The sequence below is a fragment of the Brevundimonas sp. GCM10030266 genome (genome assembly GCF_042666595.1).
Lineage (GTDB): Bacteria > Pseudomonadota > Alphaproteobacteria > Caulobacterales > Caulobacteraceae > Brevundimonas.
In genome coordinates this window covers 443,789-463,765 of record NZ_JBHTCY010000002.1, presented here as the reverse complement: position 1 = coordinate 463,765, position 19,977 = coordinate 443,789, and the positions used below count along the sequence as shown (strand labels likewise).

The window sequence follows — 19,977 nt, the reverse complement described above, 5'->3', positions numbered from 1 at the left end:
GGGGCGATCATGTCGGAACAGAAACGCTCACGCCGGCGACGGTTCATCGAGCGGGTGCGCCACGCCAAGCACCCGCTGACCGGATGGCGGCGCTGGGCGGTGATCGCGGGACAGGGCGTGGCGGGGTTCGTGGCTGTGTTCGCGGCGGTGAACCTGGCGCTGAGCCTGTCGACCTTCCGGGGGGATCAGCCGCTGGAGCGGACGGTGCAGGAACTGCAGGGCCTGTGGTTCAGCGCGCTGGACGGGCAGCCGGTGGCGCCGAATGCCTTCGAGACGATCTACGGGCGGGAGCTGGGGGCGGAGCCGGACACGCGGGCCATCCACGCCCATCTGGAGCAGGAGGCTGAGGACGGCGTCTTTCTGCTGGATCATGTGATGATCGAGCGGATCCGCGCGCTGAACGGACAGGTGGATGCGCGGGCGATCCCGTCGGGCGTCTATGTCGGCGCCCATGCCCTGGGGCCGGATGGCCTGCCGTTCGTGCCGGTGACCAAATATCTGGCCCACTATCTGCTTTTCCCGCGCCACGCCTACATTCTGGTGGTGCCGGAAGAGGGCGAGGCGATCAGCTTCTCGGCCAGCCAGAACGCCAAGTTCAATATCCGGGTGAAGCCCGACCGGCTGGCGGCGGCTATCGCGCCCTATGACCCCGACGCCTACGACTTCCCGAGCTCGGGGCAGGCGCTGCACGAGATGACGCTGGTCACGCGCGATCCGGCCAAGGTGGCGGAGGCGGCGGGGATGCTGCGGCGCGCGCAGGCGCGGTTGACCGAGCGCGACCTGCGCTACGGCCTGCTGGCGCCGAACTCGAACACGGTGATCGGCTGCCTGCTGCAGGAGGCGGGCGCGATTGATCAGGCGCGACGGTCGTCGATCCTGCTGGCCCTGCGCGCGCCGGGGTTCGGCGCGGCCTGCGACTAGAATTTCGGGCGGAACAGGCCTTCGGGGCTGGCGCTGAACAGTTCGCAGCCGTCGTCGGTGACCCCGATAGTGTGCTCGCACTGGGCCGACAGGGACTTGTCGCGGGTGACGGCGGTCCAGCCGTCCGACAGCACCTTCACGTGCGGCTTGCCGAGGTTCACCATCGGCTCGACGGTGAAGAACATGCCCTTCTTGAGCGTCGCGCCCTCGCCGCGACGGCCGTAGTGCAGGACGTTCGGGCTGTCGTGGAACAGACGGCCGATGCCGTGGCCGCAGAAGTCGCGGACCACCGACATGCGCTGGGCCTCGACCACCTGCTGGATGGCGTAGCCGATGTCGCCGAAGGTGGCGCCGGGCTTGACCACCGCCAGACCGGCCTCCAGCGAGTCATAGGTGACGTCGATCAGCTTGCGGGCGCGGGCGTTGATGTTCCCGACCGCGAACATGCGGCTGGAATCGCCGTGCCAGCCGTCAACGATGACGGTGTGGTCGATGTTGACGATATCGCCGTCCTTCAGCGTCTTCTCGCCGGGGATGCCGTGGCAGACGACGTGGTTGATCGAGGTGCAGACGGTCTTCTCGTAGCCCTTGTAGCCGAGACAGGCGGGCAGGCCGCCGTTGTCGAGGGTGAACTCGCGGATCAGGTCGTCGATGCGGCCCGTGGCGACGCCCGGGACGACGTAGGGTGTGATCATGTCGAGCGCGCGGGCGACCAGATTGCCGGCGGCGCGCATGCCTTCCCAGGCTTCCTCATCCTGGTGGACGCGGATCTCGTGGGTGCGGACGAAGGTGTCGGCGTCCAGTTCGGGGGTCTCGTACATGCGTCGTCTTTCGGCGCGGCCCTTGTCGAAATCAGGGCCGCCAGGGCAGGGCGCGATCCAGCCGGATCGCTTCAGGCGTCAGGTGGCAACTGTAGCACAGAACCTCAACCCCGTGGGAGGCGGCCTGCCGCAGGGCCGGGCCATAGGCCTTGTCGATGTCGTCGGCGGTGGTGAAGGCGGTGCAGTCCATGCGCTGGACGATGAACAGCATGACGGCGCGGTCGCCGGCATCGACGACCCGCTCCAGCGCCTTCAGATGCTTGACGGCGCGCTCGGTCTTGCAGTCCGGGAACTCGGCAAGGCCGGGAGCGCGGTTGAAGTGGACGTTCTTGATCTCGACCCAGGCGGAGGGGCGCTGGAGGGCGTCAGGATCCGACTGAAGCAGGATATCGATCCGGCTGTTCTCGTCGTAGCGGACCTCTCGCCGGAGAATGGGGTAGCCGGTCAGTTCGCCGATCAGTCCATCGGCGATAGCGGCCTCGCCGATGCGGTTGGGGTTCATGGTGTTGACCCCGACCAGTCCGGCGTCCGGCAGTTCGACCATCTCCAGCGTCAGGGGCAGTTTCCGCTTCGGATCGGGCGAGCAGGACATCCAGACCGGCAGGCCCGGCTCGGTCAGACCCAGCATGGCGCCGGGGTTGGGGACGTGGATGGTGGTCTCGGTCCCGTCCGAAAGGGTGATGTCGGCGAGGAAGCGCTTGTAGCGGCGGATCAGGGTTCCGCGTTCGAGGGGCGTCTTGAAGCGCATGGCGCAGTCTCTAGCTTGGGAGGATGACCGACGCATCCCCCACCGCCGCCGTCCTGATCATCGGGGACGAGGTTCTGTCCGGACGGACGCAGGACACCAATCTGAACACCATCGCGCGGTTCCTGACGGCGCTGGGGATCGACCTTCTGGAGGCGCGGACGGTTGGGGACCGGACGGCGCAGATCGTGGAGAACCTGAACGCCCTGCGCTCAGCGCACGATTACGTCTTCACCACCGGCGGGATCGGGCCGACGCATGACGACATCACCGCGGATGCGGTGGCGCAGGCGTTCGGTGTGGCCCTGCCGGAGCATCCGGATGCGGTGGCCATCCTCGAGAAGCGCTACGGACCGGGCGAGTTCAACGCGGCGCGGCGGCGGATGGCGCGCATTCCGGAGGGCGGGACGCTGATCGCCAATCCGGTGACGGACGCGCCGGGCTTCCAGATGGGCAATGTCTTCGTGATGGCGGGCGTGCCGAAGATCATGACCGCCATGCTGGAGGATGTGGCGCCGCGCCTGCGGACCGGGGCGGTGGTGCTGTCGCGGACGGTGCGGGTCAGCGGCGTGGGCGAGGGCGCGGTGGCCGATATCCTGACGGCGGCGGCGAAGGCCGAGCGCGAGGTCAGTTTCGGCAGCTATCCCTTCGGCCACGGGTCGGTCGGGGAGATCGGGACCAATCTGGTGGTGCGGGGGCGGGATGCGGAGAAGGTGGAGGCGGCGGTGGCTGGGCTGGTCGCAGAACTGGCCAATGCCGGGATCAGCGCGGCCGAAGTCTAGCTTCCCGCCCGCCCGGTGAAGGCGTCGACCACGGCCTGATAGGCCGGATTGCCCCGGCCCTCGCGGTCCAGAAGCACGGGGCTGTCGTCCGGGCGGTTGCGGCCTTCCTCGCGGGTCAGCCAGCTGTCCTGATCGCGCAGGCCCCAGGTGGTGAAGGCGTAGCGCTGGCGTTCGGGCAGGGCATGGAAGGCCTCGGCCAGTTCACCGACGCGGGCGACCTGCTGGGCGCGCTTTTCCTTCAGCGAGCGCAGGTCCGGCATGCGGCCACCATCGCGGAACAGGGAGAAGTCCAGCTCGGAGACATGGATCGGCAGGCCCAGCGAGGCGGCGTCGCGGAAGAAATTGCGGATGTTGCCATCCGGGATCTCGATGCTGAGGTGGGACTGGGTCCCGATGCCCTCGATCGGCGCGCCGAGTTTCAGCAGGCGTTCCACCAGCTTGAGGAAGGTCGTTCCCTTCTGCGGTATGTTCTCGAGATTGTATTCGTTGAGGAACAGGACGGCGTCCGGATCGGCCTCCTTGGCGATCTGGAAGGCGCGGACCATGTAACCGTCCATACCGAGCGCGCGGCTCCAGTGGCATTCCCGCAAGCCCGTTCCGTCTTCGGAGACGGGTTCGTTGACCACATCCCAGCCCGCCATCTGACCGCGATAGCGACCGGCGAAGGCGCGGATGTAGCGTTCGTACTCGGCGGCGAAACGGGCGCGGGGGACGGTGGCGTCGTTGAAGACCTCGGCGCCTTGCGAATACCAGATCAGGGTGTGGCCATGGACGCGCAGGCCGTTGTCGCCGGCGAAGGAGACAACGCGGTCCGAGGCGCTGAAGTCGTAGGCGAAGCCGGGCCCGAGGGTCCGCTCCATCTTCTGCTCCCATTCGGGAGTCATCTGCCCGCAGTGGCGACGGACCTGGTCGATCCAGTCCTGCTGATCCAGCTGCCAGGTCATGCCGATCGTGCCGAAGGGCGCGGGCACGATGTCCTTGAGCGGCGCGGCCAGCGGGCCGGGCGCGGGTTTCGCGGCGGCAAAGCGGTCGCAGGCGGTCAGGGCGACCGCCGAGCCGAGCGTGGACCCAAGCAGGGTCCGGCGGGACAGCTTATCCGGCACGCCGGCGCAGGCCCATTTCGTCGAAGGCGGCGGTCTCGCGCTTGCCGGCGGCGATCATGGCGTTCAGGCGGGTGGTCTCGGCCACGTGCTCGAACTTCTTCAGCTCTTCGAAGGCGCCGGTGAGGGCGTCGCGGGCGCCGACTTCCTCGGCGTCGATCTCGGCGACATCGGTTTCGGCGGCGGTCTTGCGCAGCTTCCAACCGTTCAGATAGGCCTGCAGCATCATGCCGGCCTCGGCGTCCTGACGGGCGCGTTCCTGCTCGACCTCGGCCTCGGCGTCGAGGACGGCCAGACGCATTTCGGCGGAGGCGCGGCGGGCGGTGATCTCGGCGAGACGCTTCTGGAGGGTCTCGACCTCGTAGTTCGAGATCCGGATCAGCGATTGGGCCCAGGCGGTCATAGGTCTACTCCGGTCACTGGCTGATCATGCCTTGGTTCAGAATTGCCTCGAGCCTGGTAAAGGAATCGGAAAGGGACGTGTGATCGTCCTTGTCCTGTCCCAGGAAGGCCTCGAGGGCGGGGTTCAGCGCGATGGCGCGGTCCACGATGGGGTCGGCGCCCGAGCGGTAGGCGCCGATCTTGATCAGCTCCTCCATGTTCGCATAGGCCGACAGGGTCTGGCGGGCGCGCTTGTTCAGTTCGCGCTCCGGCGGGGTCTGACAGCCCGGCATGGTCCGGCTGACGGACTTGAGCACATCGATGGCCGGGAAGCGGCCGCGCTCGGCGATCTTGCGATCCATGACGATGTGGCCGTCCAGAATACCGCGCACGGCGTCGGCGATGGGCTCGTCATGGTCGCCGCCGTCCACCAGCACGGTGAACAGGGCGGTGATCGGACCGGCGGTGGTGCCGTCCGGGCGGACCGGGCCGGGACCGGCGCGCTCCAGCAGCTTGGGCAGTTCGGTGAAGACGGTGGGCGTGTAGCCCTTGGTGGTCGGCGGCTCGCCGGCGGCGAGACCGATCTCGCGCTGGGCCATGGCGAAACGGGTGACCGAGTCCATCAGGCAGAGGACCTCAAGGTCCTGATCCCGGAAATACTCCGAGATGGCCATGGTCATATAGGCGGACTGGCGGCGCTTCAGGGCGGGCTCGTCGGAGGTGGCGACCACGACGACGGCGCGACGCAGGCCTTCCTCGCCGAGCGTTTCCTCGACGAACTCGCGGACTTCGCGGCCCCGTTCGCCGATCAGGCCGACGACGACGACGTCGCAGGTGGCTTCCTTGGCCAGCATGGACAGCAGCACCGACTTGCCGACGCCCGAACCGGCGAAGATGCCGAGACGCTGGCCCCGGCAGGTGGTGGTGAAGACGTCCATCGAACGCACGCCGAGATCCAGACGCTCGCCGACGCGGCCGCGCGAGTGGGCCGGGGGCGGGGGCGCGCGCAGGGGGTAGGCGGCCGGGCCCTGCGGCAGCGGACCCTTGCCGTCGATGGGGTTGCCGAAGGCGTCGATGATGCGGCCCAGCCAGGCGGTGGTCGGGCGGACGCTGGCGGCGGTGTCGATGATGCGGATGTCGGCGCCGGGGGCCACCCCCTCGACCGGGCCGAAGGGCATCAGCAGGGCCTTGGCGTCGCGGAAGCCGACGACCTCGGCGGGCAGGGGGCTGAGGCCACGCCCCCGCTCGATTTCGGCGCGGGCCCCGACGGCGAGGCGGCTGAGCCCGCCGCGGGACTCGATCAGCAGGCCGCTGACGCCCGCGACCTTGCCGGTCACGACCAGCGGGTCGATCGCTTCGACGGCGGCGGCGAGATTGCGCAAACGGAGCCCCTGAACAGGCCTTCACGGATGCGGGAACGTGGTTAACCGAAGGTGAAGAACGGCTCAGTTCGCTGTGGGAACCGGGGCGTCGGCGGGCTGGTCGGTCGTCTCACGGCCGGTGGTCAGGATGGCGCCGACCGAGGCGATGATGATGCAGCCGATGGCCAGCCACTGCAAGCCGCTGAGGCGTTCATGGAGGATGATCAGGCCGGCGATGGCGCCGATGGCGGGTTCGCCGGACAGCAGGACGCCGAAGGTGCGCTTGGGGATATGGCGCAGGGCGATCATCTCCAGCGAATAAGGCAGGGCGCTGGAGGCGATGGCGACGCAGACGCCGATCAACAGAACTGAAGGCAGAAGCAGGTTCGCGCCTGCGCTGGCGACGCCAAAGGGCAGGATGACGAGGGCGGCGGTGCTCATGCCCAGGGCCACGGACTGGCCCGCATGCATGTGGGACAGCCGCTTGCCGAAGATGATGTAGAGCGCCCAGCACAGGCCGGCGAAGGCGGCGAAGGCGACGCCCATGGGGTCGAGCGCATGAGCGCCGCTCCAGATCGGCAGCAGCATGCCGAGGCCGACGACGGCGCAGGTGATCCAGACGAAATGGATCAGGCGCCGCGCATGGATCAGCGCCAGAACGAGCGGACCGGAGAACTCGATGGCGATGGCGAGGCCCAGGGGGATGGTTCGCAGCGACATGTAGAAGCTGAGGTTCATCAGGCCGAGCACGAGGCCATAGAGCAGGACGCGTCCGGCGTCGGCGCGGGTCAGCCGGAACCGCCAGGGCCGCCAGACGGCGATCAGGATCAGGGCGGACAGGGTCACCCGCAGGGCCGAGGTGCCTTCGGCGCCGATCACGGGGAACAACTGTTTTGCAAAGGAGGTGCCGATCGCCAGCGAAACCATGCCCGCGAGGAGGGCTGCATAGGGCATGGCGCCCGCGACTGCGGGGGAGGACAGTCTGCGGTGCGCGCCAGCGATCGACATGACCGGAGGCTAACCGAACTTCGGTTGCGCTTCCCGGCGATTTCAGGCTGGGATGCGCCTGAAATCGTCCTGAAAGACCTGAAGATGACGGAATTCGTCACGCTCGACGCCTTCGACCATCGGCTGATTGATCGGGTCCGGCGCAACAATCTGGAGCCGGCGCGTGTGACAGCGGAAGCGGTGGGGCTGTCGGAGTCGGCGGTGCTGCGCCGCCTGCGTCGTTTGCGGGCCGATGGCGTGATCGTGGCGGATGTGGCGATGATCAATCCGGACCGTGTCGAACCGCGGATCGTCCTGCATGTGATGGTGGAGATGAACACCCAGGACCGGAAGGTGATGAACGCCTTCCAGGCCGCGATGCGCGCCAGTCCGGAGGTGCAGGGCTGCTGGGACGTGACCGGGCCGACCGACTATCTGGTCACGGTCTCTGTGCGGTCGATGGCGGACTATGAAGCGTTCGGTATTCGCGAAATGACGCCGGAGAAAGGCGTTCGCTCGTATCAGAGCATGATCGTGATCCGGGAAGTCGTCGGCTTCGATCCGGCGCGGTCCGTGCTCTCCCGATGACGCTCAGGCGAGGTCGCCGGGTGAACGAGGTGTGAAGATCGTCATACGGGTTTCTCCGTGTGACAAAAGGAACCAATCAGAAAGTACCGCGGCGGAAACATACACTCATAAGTGGCGATGAGCTCAAGCTCGCCCAATGGGAGATGTCCATGTTTGCGGGTCAGCGTCGTGAGAAGCAGGCGCTTCAGGAGCGCGTCGAGGCGCTGGATGCGCGGATGGCGGCGATCGGACGATCGCAGGCCGTGATCGAGTTCAACCTCGACGGCACGATCATCAGCGCCAACGAGAATTTCCTGCTGACGATGGGCTACGCGATCGAGGAGATCCGCGGCTCGCACCACCGGAACTTCATGGAGCCGGCGGAGGCGGCCTTGGGTGACTATTCGGCCTTCTGGCGCGCGCTGAACGAGGGGCAGTTCGCGGCGGGCAAGTTCAGGCGGCTGGCCAAGGGCGGTCGCGAGGTCTGGCTGCAGGCGTCCTACAATCCGATCATGGGTCCGAACGGACGGCCCGTGCGCGTCATCAAGCTGGCGGTCGACATCACCCGCGAGGAGCAGGAGAACAACCGTCGCGAGGCGGCGCGGGTCGAGTCAGAACGCGCCCAGACCCTGCTGGTGAATGCGCTGGCGTCCAGCCTGTCGAAGCTGTCGGACGGCGACCTGACCACGCAGGTGGAAGGTCAGATGGACGGGGCGCACGAGCGTATCTGCCGGGACTACAACTCGGCGGTCGGGAGCCTGAGAAACGCCCTGACCCAGGTGACGGAGGCGGTGGGCGGACTGCGCGGCGGTTCGGATGAAATCTCCATGGCCTCCGACGACCTGTCGCGCCGGACGGAACAGCAGGCGGCCAGCCTGGAGGAGACAGCGGCGGCGCTGGACGAGATCACCGCGACGGTGAAGCGCAGCGCCGAGGGCGCCCGCAAGGCGTCCAGCGCGGCGGCCGGCGCCCGGTCGGAAGCCGAACGCTCGGGCGAAGTGGTGCGCAACGCCATCACCGCCATGGACGAGATCCAGAAGAGTTCTGTGCAGATCGGCGAGATTATCGGGGTGATCGATGAGATCGCCTTCCAGACCAATCTGCTGGCCCTGAACGCCGGCGTCGAGGCGGCCCGGGCGGGCGACAGCGGGCGCGGCTTCGCGGTGGTGGCGTCCGAGGTGCGGTCGCTGGCCCAGCGTTCGGCGGAGGCGGCCAAGGAGATCAAGACCCTGATCCAGACCTCGACCAGCCAGGTGGCGGCGGGGGTGAAGCTGGTCGATGAGGCCGGATCGGCCCTGTCGGCCATCGTGGTGCGGGTGGCGGAGATGGACTCCCTGGTGTCCGAGATTTCGGCTTCGGCGCAGGAGCAGGCGACCGGGCTGCAGCAGGTCAACACCGCCGTGAACCAGATGGATCAGGTCACCCAGCAGAACGCCGCGATGGTCGAGGAGACCACGGCGGCGGCGGCGAACCTGAAGACCGAGGCGGCGCAACTGGCGGCGCTGGTGCAGCGCTTCGAGACCGGTGCGGAGGCGGCGCGCGGTCCGGTCGTGCATACGCTGAAGGGCCGGCGAGACGCGGCGCCGCCCCTGGCGCGCGAACGCGCGAAGATCGTCGCCTTCGCGGGGGGCGGCAGTCTCGTCAGCCAGCCCAGCGAAGAGGGCTGGGAGGAGTTCTAGCCGTCGATCAGTTCGCCGACCTTGTTGATCAGGTCGGTCATGACGAAGGGCTTGGTCAGGACGGCCATGCCCACGTCGAGCAGGCCGTTGCCGACGGCGGCGTTCTCCGCATAGCCGGTGATGAACAGCACCTTCAGGTCCGGGCGTCCGACGCGGGCGGCGTCGGCGACCTGGCGTCCATTGAGGCCGCCGGGCAGGCCCACATCGGTGACCAGCAGATCGATCCGGGCGCCGCTGTTGAGGATCTGCAGGCCGGACGGCCCGTCGACCGCCTCGATGACGGTATATCCGGCGTCGCCCAGAACCTCGGCGGCGAGCATGCGGACGGTCGGTTCATCATCAATCAGCAGGACGGTCTCGCCGTGGCCGGGATGCCCCTCCAGCACCGGATCAAGGGGATCGACCGTGTCCAGATCGCCGGTGTAGCGCGGCAGGTAGAGGCACATGGTGGTGCCCTTGTCGGGCTCTGAATAGACGCGGACCTGACCGCCGGACTGGCGCAGGAAGCCATGGATCATCGACAGACCGAGCCCTGTCCCCTGACCGATCGGCTTGGTGGTGAAGAAGGGGTCGAAGATCTTGTCGACGATGTCGGTCGGTATGCCGGAGCCGGTGTCGGTGACGCAGAGCGAGATGTACTGGCCCGGGATCAGCTCGCGTTCCTTGGCCGCGCGGTCATCCAGCCACTTGTTGGCGGTCTCGATGGTCAGCCGCCCCGGATGTGGAGCCATGGCGTCCCGCGCATTGATGCACAGGTTCAGCAGGGCGTTCTCGAGCTGGGATGGATCAACCCGGGTGGTCCACAGACCAGCGGCGCCGACGACCTCGACCTCGATATCCGGTCCCATGGTGCGGCGGATCAGTTCCTCCATGCCGCCGATCAGCCGGTTCACCGAGACGGGCTTGGGGTCGAGGGTCTGACGGCGGGAGAAGGCCAGCAGGCGCTGGGTCAGGGAGGCGGCGCGCTGGGAGGCGTCCTGGGCGGCGTCGATGTAACGTTCGACGCCCGACAGGCGGCCCTCATGCAGACGGCGCTGGAGCAGTTCGAGGCTGCCGGAGATGCCCGCCAGCAGGTTGTTGAAGTCGTGGGCGATGCCGCCGGTCAGCTGGCCGACGGCCTCCATCTTCTGCGATTGGCGCAGGGCTTCCTCGGCGCGCATCAGTTCGGCGGACCGTTCCTCGACGCGCTGTTCGAGGGTTTCGTTGAGGCCCTTCAGCGACTGCTCGGCCTGCTTGCGGGCGGTCAGATCCTTGAACAGCACGGCGACCTGTTTCCGGGAGGCGGGCTCGATGCGGAAGGCGGCGAGTTCGAGCCACCGGCCGGTCTTTTCCAGTTCCTTCTCGAAGCGGATCGGCTGTCCGGAGGTCAGGACGCCGCGGTAACGACGCACCCATTCGTCCGCCTCGTCGCCGACCATCTCGCGAACCTTCTGGCCGACGACGTCCGGGATGCCGGCATTGAGCGCATAGGCCTCGTTGGCTTCCACATGGATGTAGTCGCTGAGGGGACCGTGCGGGCCGTCGAAGAATTCGATGATGCAGAAGCCTTCATCGATGGCGTTGAACAGCGCCTCGTAGCGGGTCTCGCTTTCGCGACGGTCTGCCTCGGAGCGAACGCGTTCGACATGGGCCCAGGAGCGTTCGACGACCTGCCGGATAGTGGCCAGTTCGTCCTCGGTCCAGACGTGCGGCGACTTGTGGTGGATGGCCATCAGGGCGGTGAGCACGCCGTCCTTGACCAAGGGCATGCAGATGGTCGCCGAGACGCCGATGGACTGGAAGGTCGCGGCCTCTTCGGGGGCGAGCTCCTTCAGGTTGTCATTGATGATGAGCGGACGACCGGCGGCGAGTTCCTGCACCGCCAGTTGGCCGAAGTCGGCGAGACTGTAGTGGCCGACGATGGTGGAGGAGCCCGGGGCGGCCCAGTCGCCACGAATGGTGAAGCCGTCCTGGTCGGCGTCCATGTCGGCATAGGCGCAGATGGAGGCGCCGAGGAACTCGCCGGTCAGGCGGGTCGTCGTGGCCAGGATCTGTTCGGCGTTGGTGAGGCGCGCGACCTCAACCTGTAGCGCGTCGAGGAAGCGCAGGCGGGACTCGACGGCCTTGCGGTCGCTGATGTCGAAACTGACGCCCGGGAAGCGGGCCGGCGCCCCGTCGGCGTCGAGTTCGACGCGGCCTTCGGCCTGCAGCCAGCGAATCTCGCCGTCGGGGTGCAGGAGCCGATACTCGCCACTGAAGACGCCGCCGGTGGAGAGGGCCTTCGCGATCCCGGCCTGTACTTCGGAGAGGTCGTCGGGATGGATGCCGCTAAAGAACTCGGCGATGGGAGCGCCCACCGCGGCGCGGCTTGGGTCGACGCCGTAGAGGCGTGCAAAACGTTCGTCGGCGCGAACGAGATCTGCCTTGATATCCCAGTCCCAGGCGCCGATGCCGCGTCCGGCGGACAGGGCGAGTTGCAGGCGGGTGTCGGCTTCGGTGCGGCGGGTCTCGGCGATCACTCGCTCGGTCGTCTCGGTGACGAAGACCATGACGCCCGCTGGCTTGCCGGTTTCATCGGGCACGGGGACGTAGTCGAGGTCCATCCAGCCGGGCTCGGGTGTGCCGGCGCGGTCGAGAACCAGCTCCTGGTCCCGCAGCGACCAGGACTCGCCGGACAGGCCGCGGCGGATGTTGCCGTCGTTGAAGTCGGCGATTTCGGGCCAGCCTTCACGGGCGCCCATGCCGAGCAGGTCCGGATGGCGGCGTCCGGCGAAACGGGCGTAGCCGTCGTTGTAGATCAGGACGCCCTCGAAGCCCCAGAGCAGCACCATGGGATTGGGGGCGGCGACCAGCATGCCGACGGCGGTGCGAAGGCTCTGGGGCCAGTCCGACAGGGCGCCCAGCGGCGTGCGTGACCAGTCGAACGCACGGATGCGTTCGGCCATTTCGCCTCCACGATCAAGGAAGGCGATATCGTCAAAGCGCTCGGACAGTGTTCGGTCCCCCAGGGCAATACGCGCCGCTGATCGCCCAACGCTCGACATTCGTAAAGGCTTCGCCGGGGATTGCGCGATAACGTACTTTCCCTAGATCGAACGGGTTCCGCCTTTCAGATCGTGCTTTAATGTCACGCCAAACGCCGCCCGGAGACCTCCCTCATGTCCGACGCCTCGTATGACGCCAGCCGCCACCGCAAGTCGGGGCGCGGCAAGATCTATGACTCCATCGTCGAGACGATCGGCGACACCCCGCTGGTCGGCCTGCCGCGTCTGTCGGCGGAGTATCAACCGAAGGCGCGGGTTCTGGCCAAGCTGGAGTTCTTCAATCCGATCGCCTCGGTGAAGGACCGGATCGGCGTGGCGATGATCGAGGCGCTTGAGCAGGCCGGGAAGATCGGGCCGGGCAGCGTGCTGATCGAACCGACCAGCGGCAACACGGGTATCGCCCTGGCCTTCGTCGCGGCGGCCAAGGGCTACAAGCTGATCCTCGTCATGCCGGAGAGCATGTCGATGGAGCGTCGCAAGATGCTGGCCCTGCTGGGCGCCGAACTGGTGCTGACCCCCGCCGAGAAGGGGATGAAGGGCGCCATCGCCATGGCGCAGGAACTGCTGGACCGGACGCCGGGCGCGGTCAGCCCGGCCCAGTTCGACAATCCGGCCAACCCGGCCATCCACCGCGAGACGACGGCGGAGGAAATCTGGGCCGATACGGACGGCGCGGTGGACTTTGTCATTGCGGGCGTGGGCACCGGCGGCACCATTACCGGCGTCGGTCAGGTGCTGAAGGCCCGGAAGCCGTCGGTGCAGATGATCGCGGTGGAGCCGACCGCCTCGCCCGTGCTGTCGGGCGGCGAGCCCGGGCCACACAAGATCCAGGGCATCGGCGCCGGCTTCATCCCGACCATCGTGGATCGTTCGGTGATCGACGGCGTCGAGCAGGTGTCGAACGAGGACGCCTTCGAGATGGCGCGCAAGGCGGCGCGGGTCGAGGGCATCCCGGTCGGCATCTCGTCCGGCGCGGCGCTGACGGCGGCGTTCCGCGTGGCGGCGCGTGAAGAGAACGCGGGCAAGACCATCGTCGCGATCATCCCGAGCTTCGCCGAACGCTACCTGTCGACGGCGCTGTTCGAGGGGCTTTGAGGACCGTCATAGCCGGTTAACCGCGCCGGTTGTACGGTTCGACCATGTCCGAGCCTGCCGTCATGCCCGAGGAGGACGCGCCCGTCGCATCCCTTCGCGCGCGCCATGCGCTGCTGAAGCGGCTGGCGGACGTCGTGTCCCTGCCGGCGAGCCGCATCAACGCCTTCGAGCGATCGGTGACCGGCGACCTGCTGGTGGAAATGCTGCGACTGGCGGCCCCGGAGGATCGCCGCCGGGTGGCCGCGCGGCTGGCGCCGCTGGCGGAACTGCCGAATGCGCTGGCGCGGATGCTGCTGCGGGACGAGCCGGCGATCGCCGGGCTGCTGATCGAACAGTGCGCGTCCTTGTCGGATGCGGATCTGGTCGCCTGCGCGCGGGATGCGACGGTCGAGCACCGTTTCCTGATGGCCAGCCGGCGTGGACTGTCGGAAGTCGTCAGCGAGACCCTGCTCAGCTTCGGCGAAGCCCAGGTCATCGAGGCCGTGCTGCGCAACAACAGCGCCCGGCTGAGCCAGGTGGCGATCGAGGGCGTGGTCAGCCTGAGCCGGATGGAGCGGCATCTGGGCGCGCATCTGTTGAAGCGGCCGGAACTGCGGCCGTCCGGCGCCTATGTGATGTTCTGGTGGGCCGGTCCGGAGGATCGGAGAACCATTCTGCAGCGCTTCGCCGTATCGCGTGAGGTGATGCAGGAGGTGGCCGAGGACGTCTTCGCGATGGCGGCGGCGGAGGGCTGGCAGGATCCGGTCGCCCGCAAGGCCCTGCAGTTCATTGAACGGCGCCAGCGTAACCGCGCCGCCATCGCCAAGAGCCCCTACGGCGGGCTTGAGCAGGCTGTCGCCGAAGCCGGAAAGAATGGCCTGTCGCGCGAGATCGCGACCGAGATCGCCTATCTGTCCGGCGTGAAGCCGATCACCGGCGCCAAGATCATGGGCGATCCGGGCGGTGAGCCGCTGGCCATCCTGTGCAAGGCGACCGGGCTGGGCCGGGCGGATCTGCTGTCCCTGTGGCGGTCGATGCGCCGTCCGGAAACGCAGGCTGACGGAACCCTGGACCCGGTCTGGGAGCGGGTTCAGATCACCTATGAAATGCTCGCGGTTGATCGTGCACAGACGGTTCTTCGTTACTGGAACTGGTCGCTGTCCTCTGCCCTGACCCCGGCTCTACTGAGAGCGATCCGGGACGGCGAGGAAGATGCTCTGGATGACTATTCGGCGCCGGAGCGGGCGGCCATGCTGGCCCTGGCGGAAAACTTCGGTCGCTGATCGTATTTCCACACGGACGTCCGGGTTTTTCAGAACAGACGCGCCGACTGTCCGGCATTGCTTCCAAAAGCAAACAAATCTATTCAGCGGACGATGCGGGACTGGGGGTGATCCAGTCGATCTGAACAATTCTGACTGGAAGAACCTATGGAAGAAAACTCGCAACTGCTCGAAATGACCGCCGATATCGTGTCGGCCTACGTCGGAAACAACAACGTGCAGGCTTCGGAAGTGCCGGGTCTGATCTCGAGCATTCACGCGGCTCTGTCGCAGGTGTCCACCGGTGTCGTCGAGCCCGAGCCCGAGCCCCGTGAACCGGCAGTTCCGGTCCGCAAGTCGATCACCCCGGACTACCTGATCTGTCTGGAAGACGGTCGCAAGTTCAAGTCGCTGAAGCGTCACCTGCGCACCAAGTACAACATGAGCCCCGAGGAGTACCGCGCCAAGTGGAACCTCCCGAAGGACTATCCGATGGTCGCCCCGAACTACGCCAAGGCGCGTTCGGACCTGGCCAAGCAGATGGGCCTCGGCCAGGGCGGTCGGAAGCCGGCCCGCGCCACGCGCGCCAAGAAGTAGGACGTCCGTCACGACAGACGAAGACGCCCGCCGGATCACTCCGGCGGGCGTTTTGCTGCTCGGGGTCTGGTGAGGCGCGTCAGGCGGCGCGGCGCATGCGCCAGAAGCGAAGGGTGCGCAGGGCGGCCTCGCGGCCCAGTTCGGCGTACATGCGGGCGTAGGCGTGGGCCTTGGCCATCGCGTCGCCGTCGTCGTTCAGCAGCACCACCGCATAGGTGAGGAACAGAGCGCGATCGAGATCCGCGGCCTTGCAGACCACGGCGAGGGCGTCGAGTTCGCGCCGGTCGATGATCTGCTGGGCGGTGTGGAAGTCGATGTCCGCCAACTGGGCGAGCGCGATAAGGAAAGACGTCCGGCTGCCGGAGCGGAGGAAGCGGGCCAGCATCCGGGGCGTGAGCTGACCGGCGGCCTTGAGTTCCTCGACATAGGCCAGGCACTCGGAATAGTCGGCGGGCAGGGCCCCGTCGTCGGTGGCCACGCGGGTGCGACCGGCGGCGAGGGCGGCGTCCAGAAGGGCCGGATCCATGCGGGCGTTCTGCTCGAGGATCTGGTTCCGCAGCCGGGCCTCGACCACGAAGTACATTTCGTTGAGCAGGTCGGCGGGCAGGCCCGCGCGCGAGATGGTGGTCTCGTGAAGCGCCGGGTTGGCCTTGGCGCGTTCGATCGCGGTCTCGGACGCCTTGCGCGACAGGCGGGCGCCATCGTTGCGCAGAAGGGTTCCGAGGGTTTCGTCATCGCCGCGTTCGACGATCACGTCGGAAATGGCTTCGGACACGGAGGTCCGGGCGGAGACGGCGCGCAGGTGATCCTGTCCGTGCCGGCGGACGACGCCGAGCAGGTCTTCGTCGGTGAGGACCGGCGAGTGGGCCAGCACGGCGCCCGCGACGGAAGCCTCGTCATGGGCCAGGCGGCGGATCAGGGCGTGCGGGGCGTCGGGCGCGGAGGCGAAGCGCGACGAGAGTTCAGCCCGGACGGCGATCTCCATGTCGTCGGCCAGCTTGGCCAGCACGGCGCCGTAGTGGTCGTCTTCCGCGGCGGTGCGGGTCGGCGCGCCGAAGAAGTGTTCGGTCAGTTCCCGCAGCAACGCGCGGCGCTTCTCGCTGGAGCCCTCCTCGGCGAGGGCGATCAGGTCGGGCAGGCGCGACACGGTCAGGGTGTCGCTCACTGATAGTCCCCTTCCGGAGCGGCGGGCTGGATGCGGGTGCGGCCCTGGGCGTCGCGGATCAGCGTAGGGCCGGGATCGGGCTGGGCGAGATCCTGCGAGGCGATGGTCACCGGGGCGGTGACGGTCAGGGCGTCGACATAGGTCGGTGCGGGCAGGGTCACCGCATCCGGCTCGCGGCCGCTCTGGCGGTGAACGGAATAGTAGCGCGCGCCCTGCTCGACAGGGCGGTCCTCCGGATTGCCGGTGACCGTGGCGACGCGACGCGGTTCGGGCGCGGTGGCGTCGGCCGGTCCCTCTGCGGCGGCGATCGGCGGCGGAGCCATGATCGGAGCGGCCGAAGCTTGATGCTGCATGCGGAAGATGGGGGCGTCGCGACGCGGGGCGTAGGGATCGACAGGCGTCGGCGCGCTGACAGGGGCCGGCTGGACGGCGGGCAGGGCGACCTCGGCCGGAACGGGCTGGCCGCTGCGGTCAGGAAGATAGTCGGGCGTCGCGCGCGGGGCGACCGGCGCGGGCGCCGGAGGCTGGGGCGCTGTCGGCGCAGGGGCGGAGGCGGCGGGCGGCGGACGCAGCCAGGCGGTGGCGGGCGTCAGGGTGCGCCGAACGGGCGCCGGCGCCGGCGCGGCCGGCTCGGCGGCGACAGCGCCGCCGTGGGGGATGACGCGGTTGGGGCGACGCCGGGTCTCGGCCGGTCGGGCGGTGCCAGCGGTCGGCGCGGCCGTGACCTCAGGCCGTCCGGCCCACTGGAGATATTGCGGCGGCGCGGACTGGGCCTGCGCGGCATCGGCAAGCCCCGTCGCGACAAGGGCGACGGTCGCGAGGCCGAGGGTCAGGCAGGGGGCGCGGCGCAAAGGGCGGCTCCGGAGACGAAGGGCAGGACCTTCAGCGTATCCGTGGCGGCCTTAATCCGTCGCTAACGCGGGCATCAGGACAGACGCGCACGAACGCGCCGCTCGATCAGGCCGACAAGGCCGCTGAGCGCCAGTCCCATGACCATCAGACAGACGAGGGCGGCGAGCATGTCGGCGGTGCGCAGACGGTTGCCCGCTTCGAGCAGGCGCCAGGCCAGGCCCTGCGTCGCGCCGGAGCCGGAAACGAACTCGGCCACCACGGCGCCGATGACCGCCTGACCCGCGGCGACCCGCAGGCCCTCCAGTGCGAAGGGCAGGGCGGCGGGGACGCGAAGACGGAGGAGGCGCTGCAGCGGACTGGCGCCATACAGGTCGAACAGGCGTTCGAGATCGGGGTCAGCAGACTTCAGGCCGGTCAGAACGCCCGAGAAGATCGGGAAGACGGCGACGGCGGCGGCCAGCGCGATCACGGCGCGATCGGGATGGTCGAGCCCGGCCCAGATCACCACCAGCGGGGCGATGGCGACGACCGGCGTGACCTGAAGGGCGACGGCCAGTGGACGGAAGGCGGCCTCAGCCGGACGGTTGAGCGAGACGGCGAGCGCCAGCCCGCCGCCAAGAATACCCGCGACCAGAAGCGCCTGCACCGCCATGCGGAAGGTCTGGAGGGCCGAGCCGGCGAGAAGTGGCGCGCGTTCCACAAGCGACAGGGCGACGGCGCTGGGCGGCGGCAGGAAGTAGACCGGGACGTCGGACAGTCGGCAGGCGATCTCCCATAACCCGAGCAGGGCGAGGGTCAGGAGGGCGGGGGGAAGCAGGCGGCTCATGCCGCCGCCTCCGGCATGGCGGCGGCGAGATCGGCGGCGAGGGTCTCCACAGCGGTGTGGCAGGCCGGATCGGCGCGCCAGTCGGCCGGACGGGGGATGGAGCCGGGTGTCGGACGGGCGCGGGTGACGCGACCGTCGGAGCCGCTCAGCACGACCGTTCGCTGGGCGAGATAGACCGCCTCCTCGACATCGTGGGTCACGAAGACGATGGCGGGACGGGGCGAGCGGTCGGCCCAGAGGCGGTGCAGATCCTCGATCAGCCGGCGTCGGGTCACGCTGTCGAGGGCGGCGAAGGGCTCGTCCAGCAGAAGCAGGTCGGGCTCGGTGACGACGGCGCGGGCGAGGGAGGCCCGCATGGCCATGCCGCCCGAAAGCTGGCGGGGTCTGGACGCGAGGCTGGCGCCGAGGCCGACGGAGGTCAGGGCGGCTGCGGCGCGCTCACGGGCTTCCGCCTCCGGAACGCCCGCCAGTTCCAGCGGCAGGGCGACGTTGGCCCGGGCGTCGGCCCACGGCATCAGGGTGGGGGACTGGAAGACGAAGGCGGTGCGGCCGGGGGATGTGGTCCGGACATGGCCCTCGGACGGCGTTTCCAGCCCGGCAAGAAGGCGCAGCGCCGTGGACTTTCCGGCGCCGGACGGGCCGACGAGAGCGACGATATCCCCTTGGGCCAGCGAGAGATCGAGGGGGCCGATCGGGGCGCGGTCCGGATAGCGGACCACGACGCCCTCAAGCGCCGCGATGATCTCAGCCACGGCCGCGGCCAGGCAGGTACTGGGTGGTGAAGGCCTGGCGCCAGTCGAGGTTCGGCGGATAGACGCCCGCTTGGCTGGTGGCCTCGAAGAAGGCCTGCCAGCGTTCCTCGGTCATCGTGCCGAGGCCGTAGAGGGCGGCGTCGCCGCTGTCGACGATGCCGTTGCTGCGCAGTTTCTCGCGGGCCTGATCGAGGATGTCCTGCGTCATGTCGGGGTTGTCGCGCCGGATCAGCGCATCCGCCGCCTTGCCGTCGCCCTGGATATAGTCGCGCCAGCCCTCGGCCGAGGCGGCGATGAAGTTGCGCAGGGCGGTGGCGTTGTCGCGGGCGAAGGCGGTCGGGGCCAGCACCATGGTGGCGTAGGAGGGGTAGCCCTCATCGGCCAGGAGGAAGACGCGTGGCTCGAAGCCCGCCGCCTGTTCGATCGTATAGGGCTCGGAAGTCAGGTAGCCCTGCTGGACGGCGCGACGATCCGCCAGGAAGGGGGCGGGATTGAAGGTGTATTTGCGCACCTGGGCGTCGGTGAAGCCGTACTTCTCCTTCAGCCAGACCCAGAAAGCGTTGATCGAGGCGTCGGCCAGAAGGAAGGGTCGACCGGCCAGGTCCGCGATGCCCTCAAGGGCAGGGTCCGGGTGGGCGATGAGGACCTGCGGATCCTTCTGGAAGAAGGCGGCGACCGCCTTCACCGGCGCGCCCTCGGCGACCAGGCTCATCGGGATGAAGCTGTTGGAGCCCATGCCCAGCTCGACCGCCCCGGAGGCCAGCAGCTGGGGCACATTCACATTGGGGCCGCCCTGGATGATCTGGACGTTCAGCCCGCGCTTCTCATAGGCCCCGGAGGCGAGCGCCTGATAGAAACCGCCGTGCTCGGCCTGGGCGCGCCAGTCGGTCGCGAAGCGCAGGCGAATGCGACCGTCGGCGTCGGGCTCGACCTCGGAGTTGGTGTTGAAGCAGGACGCGACCGCGGCGCTGGCGACGACAGCGCCCGCGCCCGCCAGAAGGGCGCGCCGGTTGGGCGTAAATCTGCGATTCCCGCGCGAGGTCATGGCCTTGTTTACGGCCAAGGCGATGGCGACGAAAGGG

At 68.4% G+C, this 19,977-nt stretch carries 19 protein-coding genes; 7 read left to right on the top strand and 12 right to left on the bottom strand.

Annotated features, from left to right (window positions below; all coding sequences use genetic code 11):
- The first annotated feature begins 9 nt into the window (after positions 1-9).
- Positions 10-921 (top strand): hypothetical protein, encoded by a 912-nt coding sequence (locus ACFQQC_RS08825; RefSeq protein WP_376861703.1) that lies wholly within the window; start codon positions 10-12, stop codon positions 919-921.
- Here the strand turns inward: ACFQQC_RS08825 and map are convergent.
- Together map and sfsA are read right to left on the bottom strand one after the other, a co-directional pair.
- Entirely contained in the window at positions 918-1,742 is an 825-nt protein-coding gene (gene map, locus ACFQQC_RS08820) for a type I methionyl aminopeptidase (protein WP_376861702.1), read from the bottom strand. The two genes, ACFQQC_RS08825 and map, sit on opposite strands and share 4 nt — an antisense overlap.
- Before the next feature lie 31 nt (positions 1,743-1,773).
- Complete coding sequence (gene sfsA / locus ACFQQC_RS08815) at positions 1,774-2,490, bottom strand: DNA/RNA nuclease SfsA (RefSeq protein WP_376861700.1); 717 nt, start codon at positions 2,488-2,490, stop codon at positions 1,774-1,776.
- Between the two features lie 23 nt (positions 2,491-2,513).
- Between sfsA and ACFQQC_RS08810 the strand changes: the two genes are divergently transcribed.
- Complete coding sequence (locus ACFQQC_RS08810; RefSeq protein WP_376861699.1) at positions 2,514-3,269, top strand: competence/damage-inducible protein A; 756 nt, start codon at positions 2,514-2,516, stop codon at positions 3,267-3,269.
- On the opposite strand, the gene ACFQQC_RS08805 is transcribed toward ACFQQC_RS08810, so the two are convergent.
- The 4 genes from ACFQQC_RS08805 to ACFQQC_RS08790 form a co-directional block, all read right to left on the bottom strand.
- The gene (locus ACFQQC_RS08805; protein ID WP_376861697.1) at positions 3,266-4,372 is read right to left on the bottom strand and encodes an endo-1,4-beta-xylanase; all 1,107 of its coding nucleotides are present in this window, start codon (positions 4,370-4,372) and stop codon (positions 3,266-3,268) included. The genes ACFQQC_RS08810 and ACFQQC_RS08805 overlap by 4 nt on opposite strands.
- Complete coding sequence (locus ACFQQC_RS08800; protein ID WP_376861695.1) at positions 4,362-4,772, bottom strand: flagellar export protein FliJ; 411 nt, start codon at positions 4,770-4,772, stop codon at positions 4,362-4,364. Before ACFQQC_RS08800 ends, ACFQQC_RS08805 begins: the two co-directional genes overlap by 11 nt.
- Before the next feature lie 13 nt (positions 4,773-4,785).
- A complete protein-coding gene (gene fliI / locus ACFQQC_RS08795; RefSeq protein WP_376861693.1) occupies positions 4,786-6,132 on the bottom strand; it encodes a flagellar protein export ATPase FliI in 1,347 nt (448 codons plus the stop codon).
- A 63-nt stretch (positions 6,133-6,195) separates the two neighbouring features.
- Complete coding sequence (locus tag ACFQQC_RS08790; RefSeq protein WP_376861691.1) at positions 6,196-7,065, bottom strand: DMT family transporter; 870 nt, start codon at positions 7,063-7,065, stop codon at positions 6,196-6,198.
- Positions 7,066-7,098: 33 nt separating this feature from the next.
- On the opposite strand from ACFQQC_RS08790, the gene ACFQQC_RS08785 reads away from it, so the two are divergent.
- Positions 7,099-7,686: an Lrp/AsnC family transcriptional regulator gene (locus tag ACFQQC_RS08785; RefSeq protein WP_376861689.1), complete on the top strand. Its 588-nt coding sequence runs from the start codon at positions 7,099-7,101 to the stop codon at positions 7,684-7,686.
- Between the two features lie 149 nt (positions 7,687-7,835).
- Positions 7,836-9,344 carry a methyl-accepting chemotaxis protein gene (locus ACFQQC_RS08780; protein ID WP_376861687.1) on the top strand — a complete coding sequence of 503 codons (1,509 nt, stop codon included), beginning with the start codon at positions 7,836-7,838 and terminating at the stop codon, positions 9,342-9,344.
- Here the strand turns inward: ACFQQC_RS08780 and ACFQQC_RS08775 are convergent.
- Positions 9,341-12,268 carry an ATP-binding protein gene (locus ACFQQC_RS08775; protein WP_376861685.1) on the bottom strand — a complete coding sequence of 976 codons (2,928 nt, stop codon included), beginning with the start codon at positions 12,266-12,268 and terminating at the stop codon, positions 9,341-9,343. The two genes, ACFQQC_RS08780 and ACFQQC_RS08775, sit on opposite strands and share 4 nt — an antisense overlap.
- Before the next feature lie 213 nt (positions 12,269-12,481).
- Here ACFQQC_RS08775 and cysK point away from each other — a divergent pair, with 213 nt between their 5' ends.
- From cysK to ACFQQC_RS08760, 3 genes are all read left to right on the top strand, one after another.
- On the top strand, positions 12,482-13,462 hold the full coding sequence (cysK, locus tag ACFQQC_RS08770) for a cysteine synthase A (protein ID WP_376861683.1): 981 nt from the start codon (positions 12,482-12,484) through the stop codon (positions 13,460-13,462).
- Positions 13,463-13,506: 44 nt separating this feature from the next.
- Positions 13,507-14,724 carry a DUF2336 domain-containing protein gene (locus ACFQQC_RS08765; protein WP_376861681.1) on the top strand — a complete coding sequence of 406 codons (1,218 nt, stop codon included), beginning with the start codon at positions 13,507-13,509 and terminating at the stop codon, positions 14,722-14,724.
- A gap of 147 nt (positions 14,725-14,871) precedes the next feature.
- Entirely contained in the window at positions 14,872-15,300 is a 429-nt protein-coding gene (locus ACFQQC_RS08760) for a MucR family transcriptional regulator (protein WP_141625983.1), read from the top strand.
- A gap of 79 nt (positions 15,301-15,379) precedes the next feature.
- On the opposite strand, the gene ACFQQC_RS08755 is transcribed toward ACFQQC_RS08760, so the two are convergent.
- The 5 genes from ACFQQC_RS08755 to ACFQQC_RS08735 form a co-directional block, all read right to left on the bottom strand.
- Positions 15,380-16,465: a DUF2336 domain-containing protein gene (locus ACFQQC_RS08755; protein WP_376861679.1), complete on the bottom strand. Its 1,086-nt coding sequence runs from the start codon at positions 16,463-16,465 to the stop codon at positions 15,380-15,382.
- Positions 16,462-17,316, bottom strand: a complete 855-nt coding sequence (locus ACFQQC_RS08750) for a hypothetical protein (RefSeq protein WP_376861677.1) — start codon at positions 17,314-17,316, stop codon at positions 16,462-16,464. Before ACFQQC_RS08750 ends, ACFQQC_RS08755 begins: the two co-directional genes overlap by 4 nt.
- Positions 17,317-17,390: 74 nt before the next feature.
- Positions 17,391-18,143, bottom strand: a complete 753-nt coding sequence (locus ACFQQC_RS08745) for an ABC transporter permease (RefSeq protein ID WP_376861676.1) — start codon at positions 18,141-18,143, stop codon at positions 17,391-17,393.
- Positions 18,140-18,895, bottom strand: a complete 756-nt coding sequence (locus tag ACFQQC_RS08740) for an ABC transporter ATP-binding protein (protein WP_376861674.1) — start codon at positions 18,893-18,895, stop codon at positions 18,140-18,142. The genes ACFQQC_RS08745 and ACFQQC_RS08740 overlap by 4 nt, the downstream gene beginning before the upstream one ends.
- Positions 18,888-19,940 carry an ABC transporter substrate-binding protein gene (locus ACFQQC_RS08735; protein ID WP_376861672.1) on the bottom strand — a complete coding sequence of 351 codons (1,053 nt, stop codon included), beginning with the start codon at positions 19,938-19,940 and terminating at the stop codon, positions 18,888-18,890. The genes ACFQQC_RS08740 and ACFQQC_RS08735 overlap by 8 nt, the downstream gene beginning before the upstream one ends.
- Positions 19,941-19,977: the final 37 nt, after the last annotated feature.

Coding starts and splice junctions, on each gene's coding strand:
- ACFQQC_RS08825 (WP_376861703.1), top strand. CDS start 10: ATGTCGGAACAGAAACGCTCACGCCGGCGACGGTTCATCGAGCGGGTG.
- map (WP_376861702.1), bottom strand. CDS start 1,742: ATGTACGAGACCCCCGAACTGGACGCCGACACCTTCGTCCGCACCCAC.
- sfsA (WP_376861700.1), bottom strand. CDS start 2,490: ATGCGCTTCAAGACGCCCCTCGAACGCGGAACCCTGATCCGCCGCTAC.
- ACFQQC_RS08810 (WP_376861699.1), top strand. CDS start 2,514: ATGACCGACGCATCCCCCACCGCCGCCGTCCTGATCATCGGGGACGAG.
- ACFQQC_RS08800 (WP_376861695.1), bottom strand. CDS start 4,772: ATGACCGCCTGGGCCCAATCGCTGATCCGGATCTCGAACTACGAGGTC.
- ACFQQC_RS08790 (WP_376861691.1), bottom strand. CDS start 7,065: ATGCCCTATGCAGCCCTCCTCGCGGGCATGGTTTCGCTGGCGATCGGC.
- ACFQQC_RS08780 (WP_376861687.1), top strand. CDS start 7,836: ATGTTTGCGGGTCAGCGTCGTGAGAAGCAGGCGCTTCAGGAGCGCGTC.
- ACFQQC_RS08775 (WP_376861685.1), bottom strand. CDS start 12,268: ATGGCCGAACGCATCCGTGCGTTCGACTGGTCACGCACGCCGCTGGGC.
- cysK (WP_376861683.1), top strand. CDS start 12,482: ATGTCCGACGCCTCGTATGACGCCAGCCGCCACCGCAAGTCGGGGCGC.
- ACFQQC_RS08765 (WP_376861681.1), top strand. CDS start 13,507: ATGTCCGAGCCTGCCGTCATGCCCGAGGAGGACGCGCCCGTCGCATCC.
- ACFQQC_RS08760 (WP_141625983.1), top strand. CDS start 14,872: ATGGAAGAAAACTCGCAACTGCTCGAAATGACCGCCGATATCGTGTCG.
- ACFQQC_RS08745 (WP_376861676.1), bottom strand. CDS start 18,143: ATGAGCCGCCTGCTTCCCCCCGCCCTCCTGACCCTCGCCCTGCTCGGG.
- ACFQQC_RS08735 (WP_376861672.1), bottom strand. CDS start 19,940: ATGACCTCGCGCGGGAATCGCAGATTTACGCCCAACCGGCGCGCCCTT.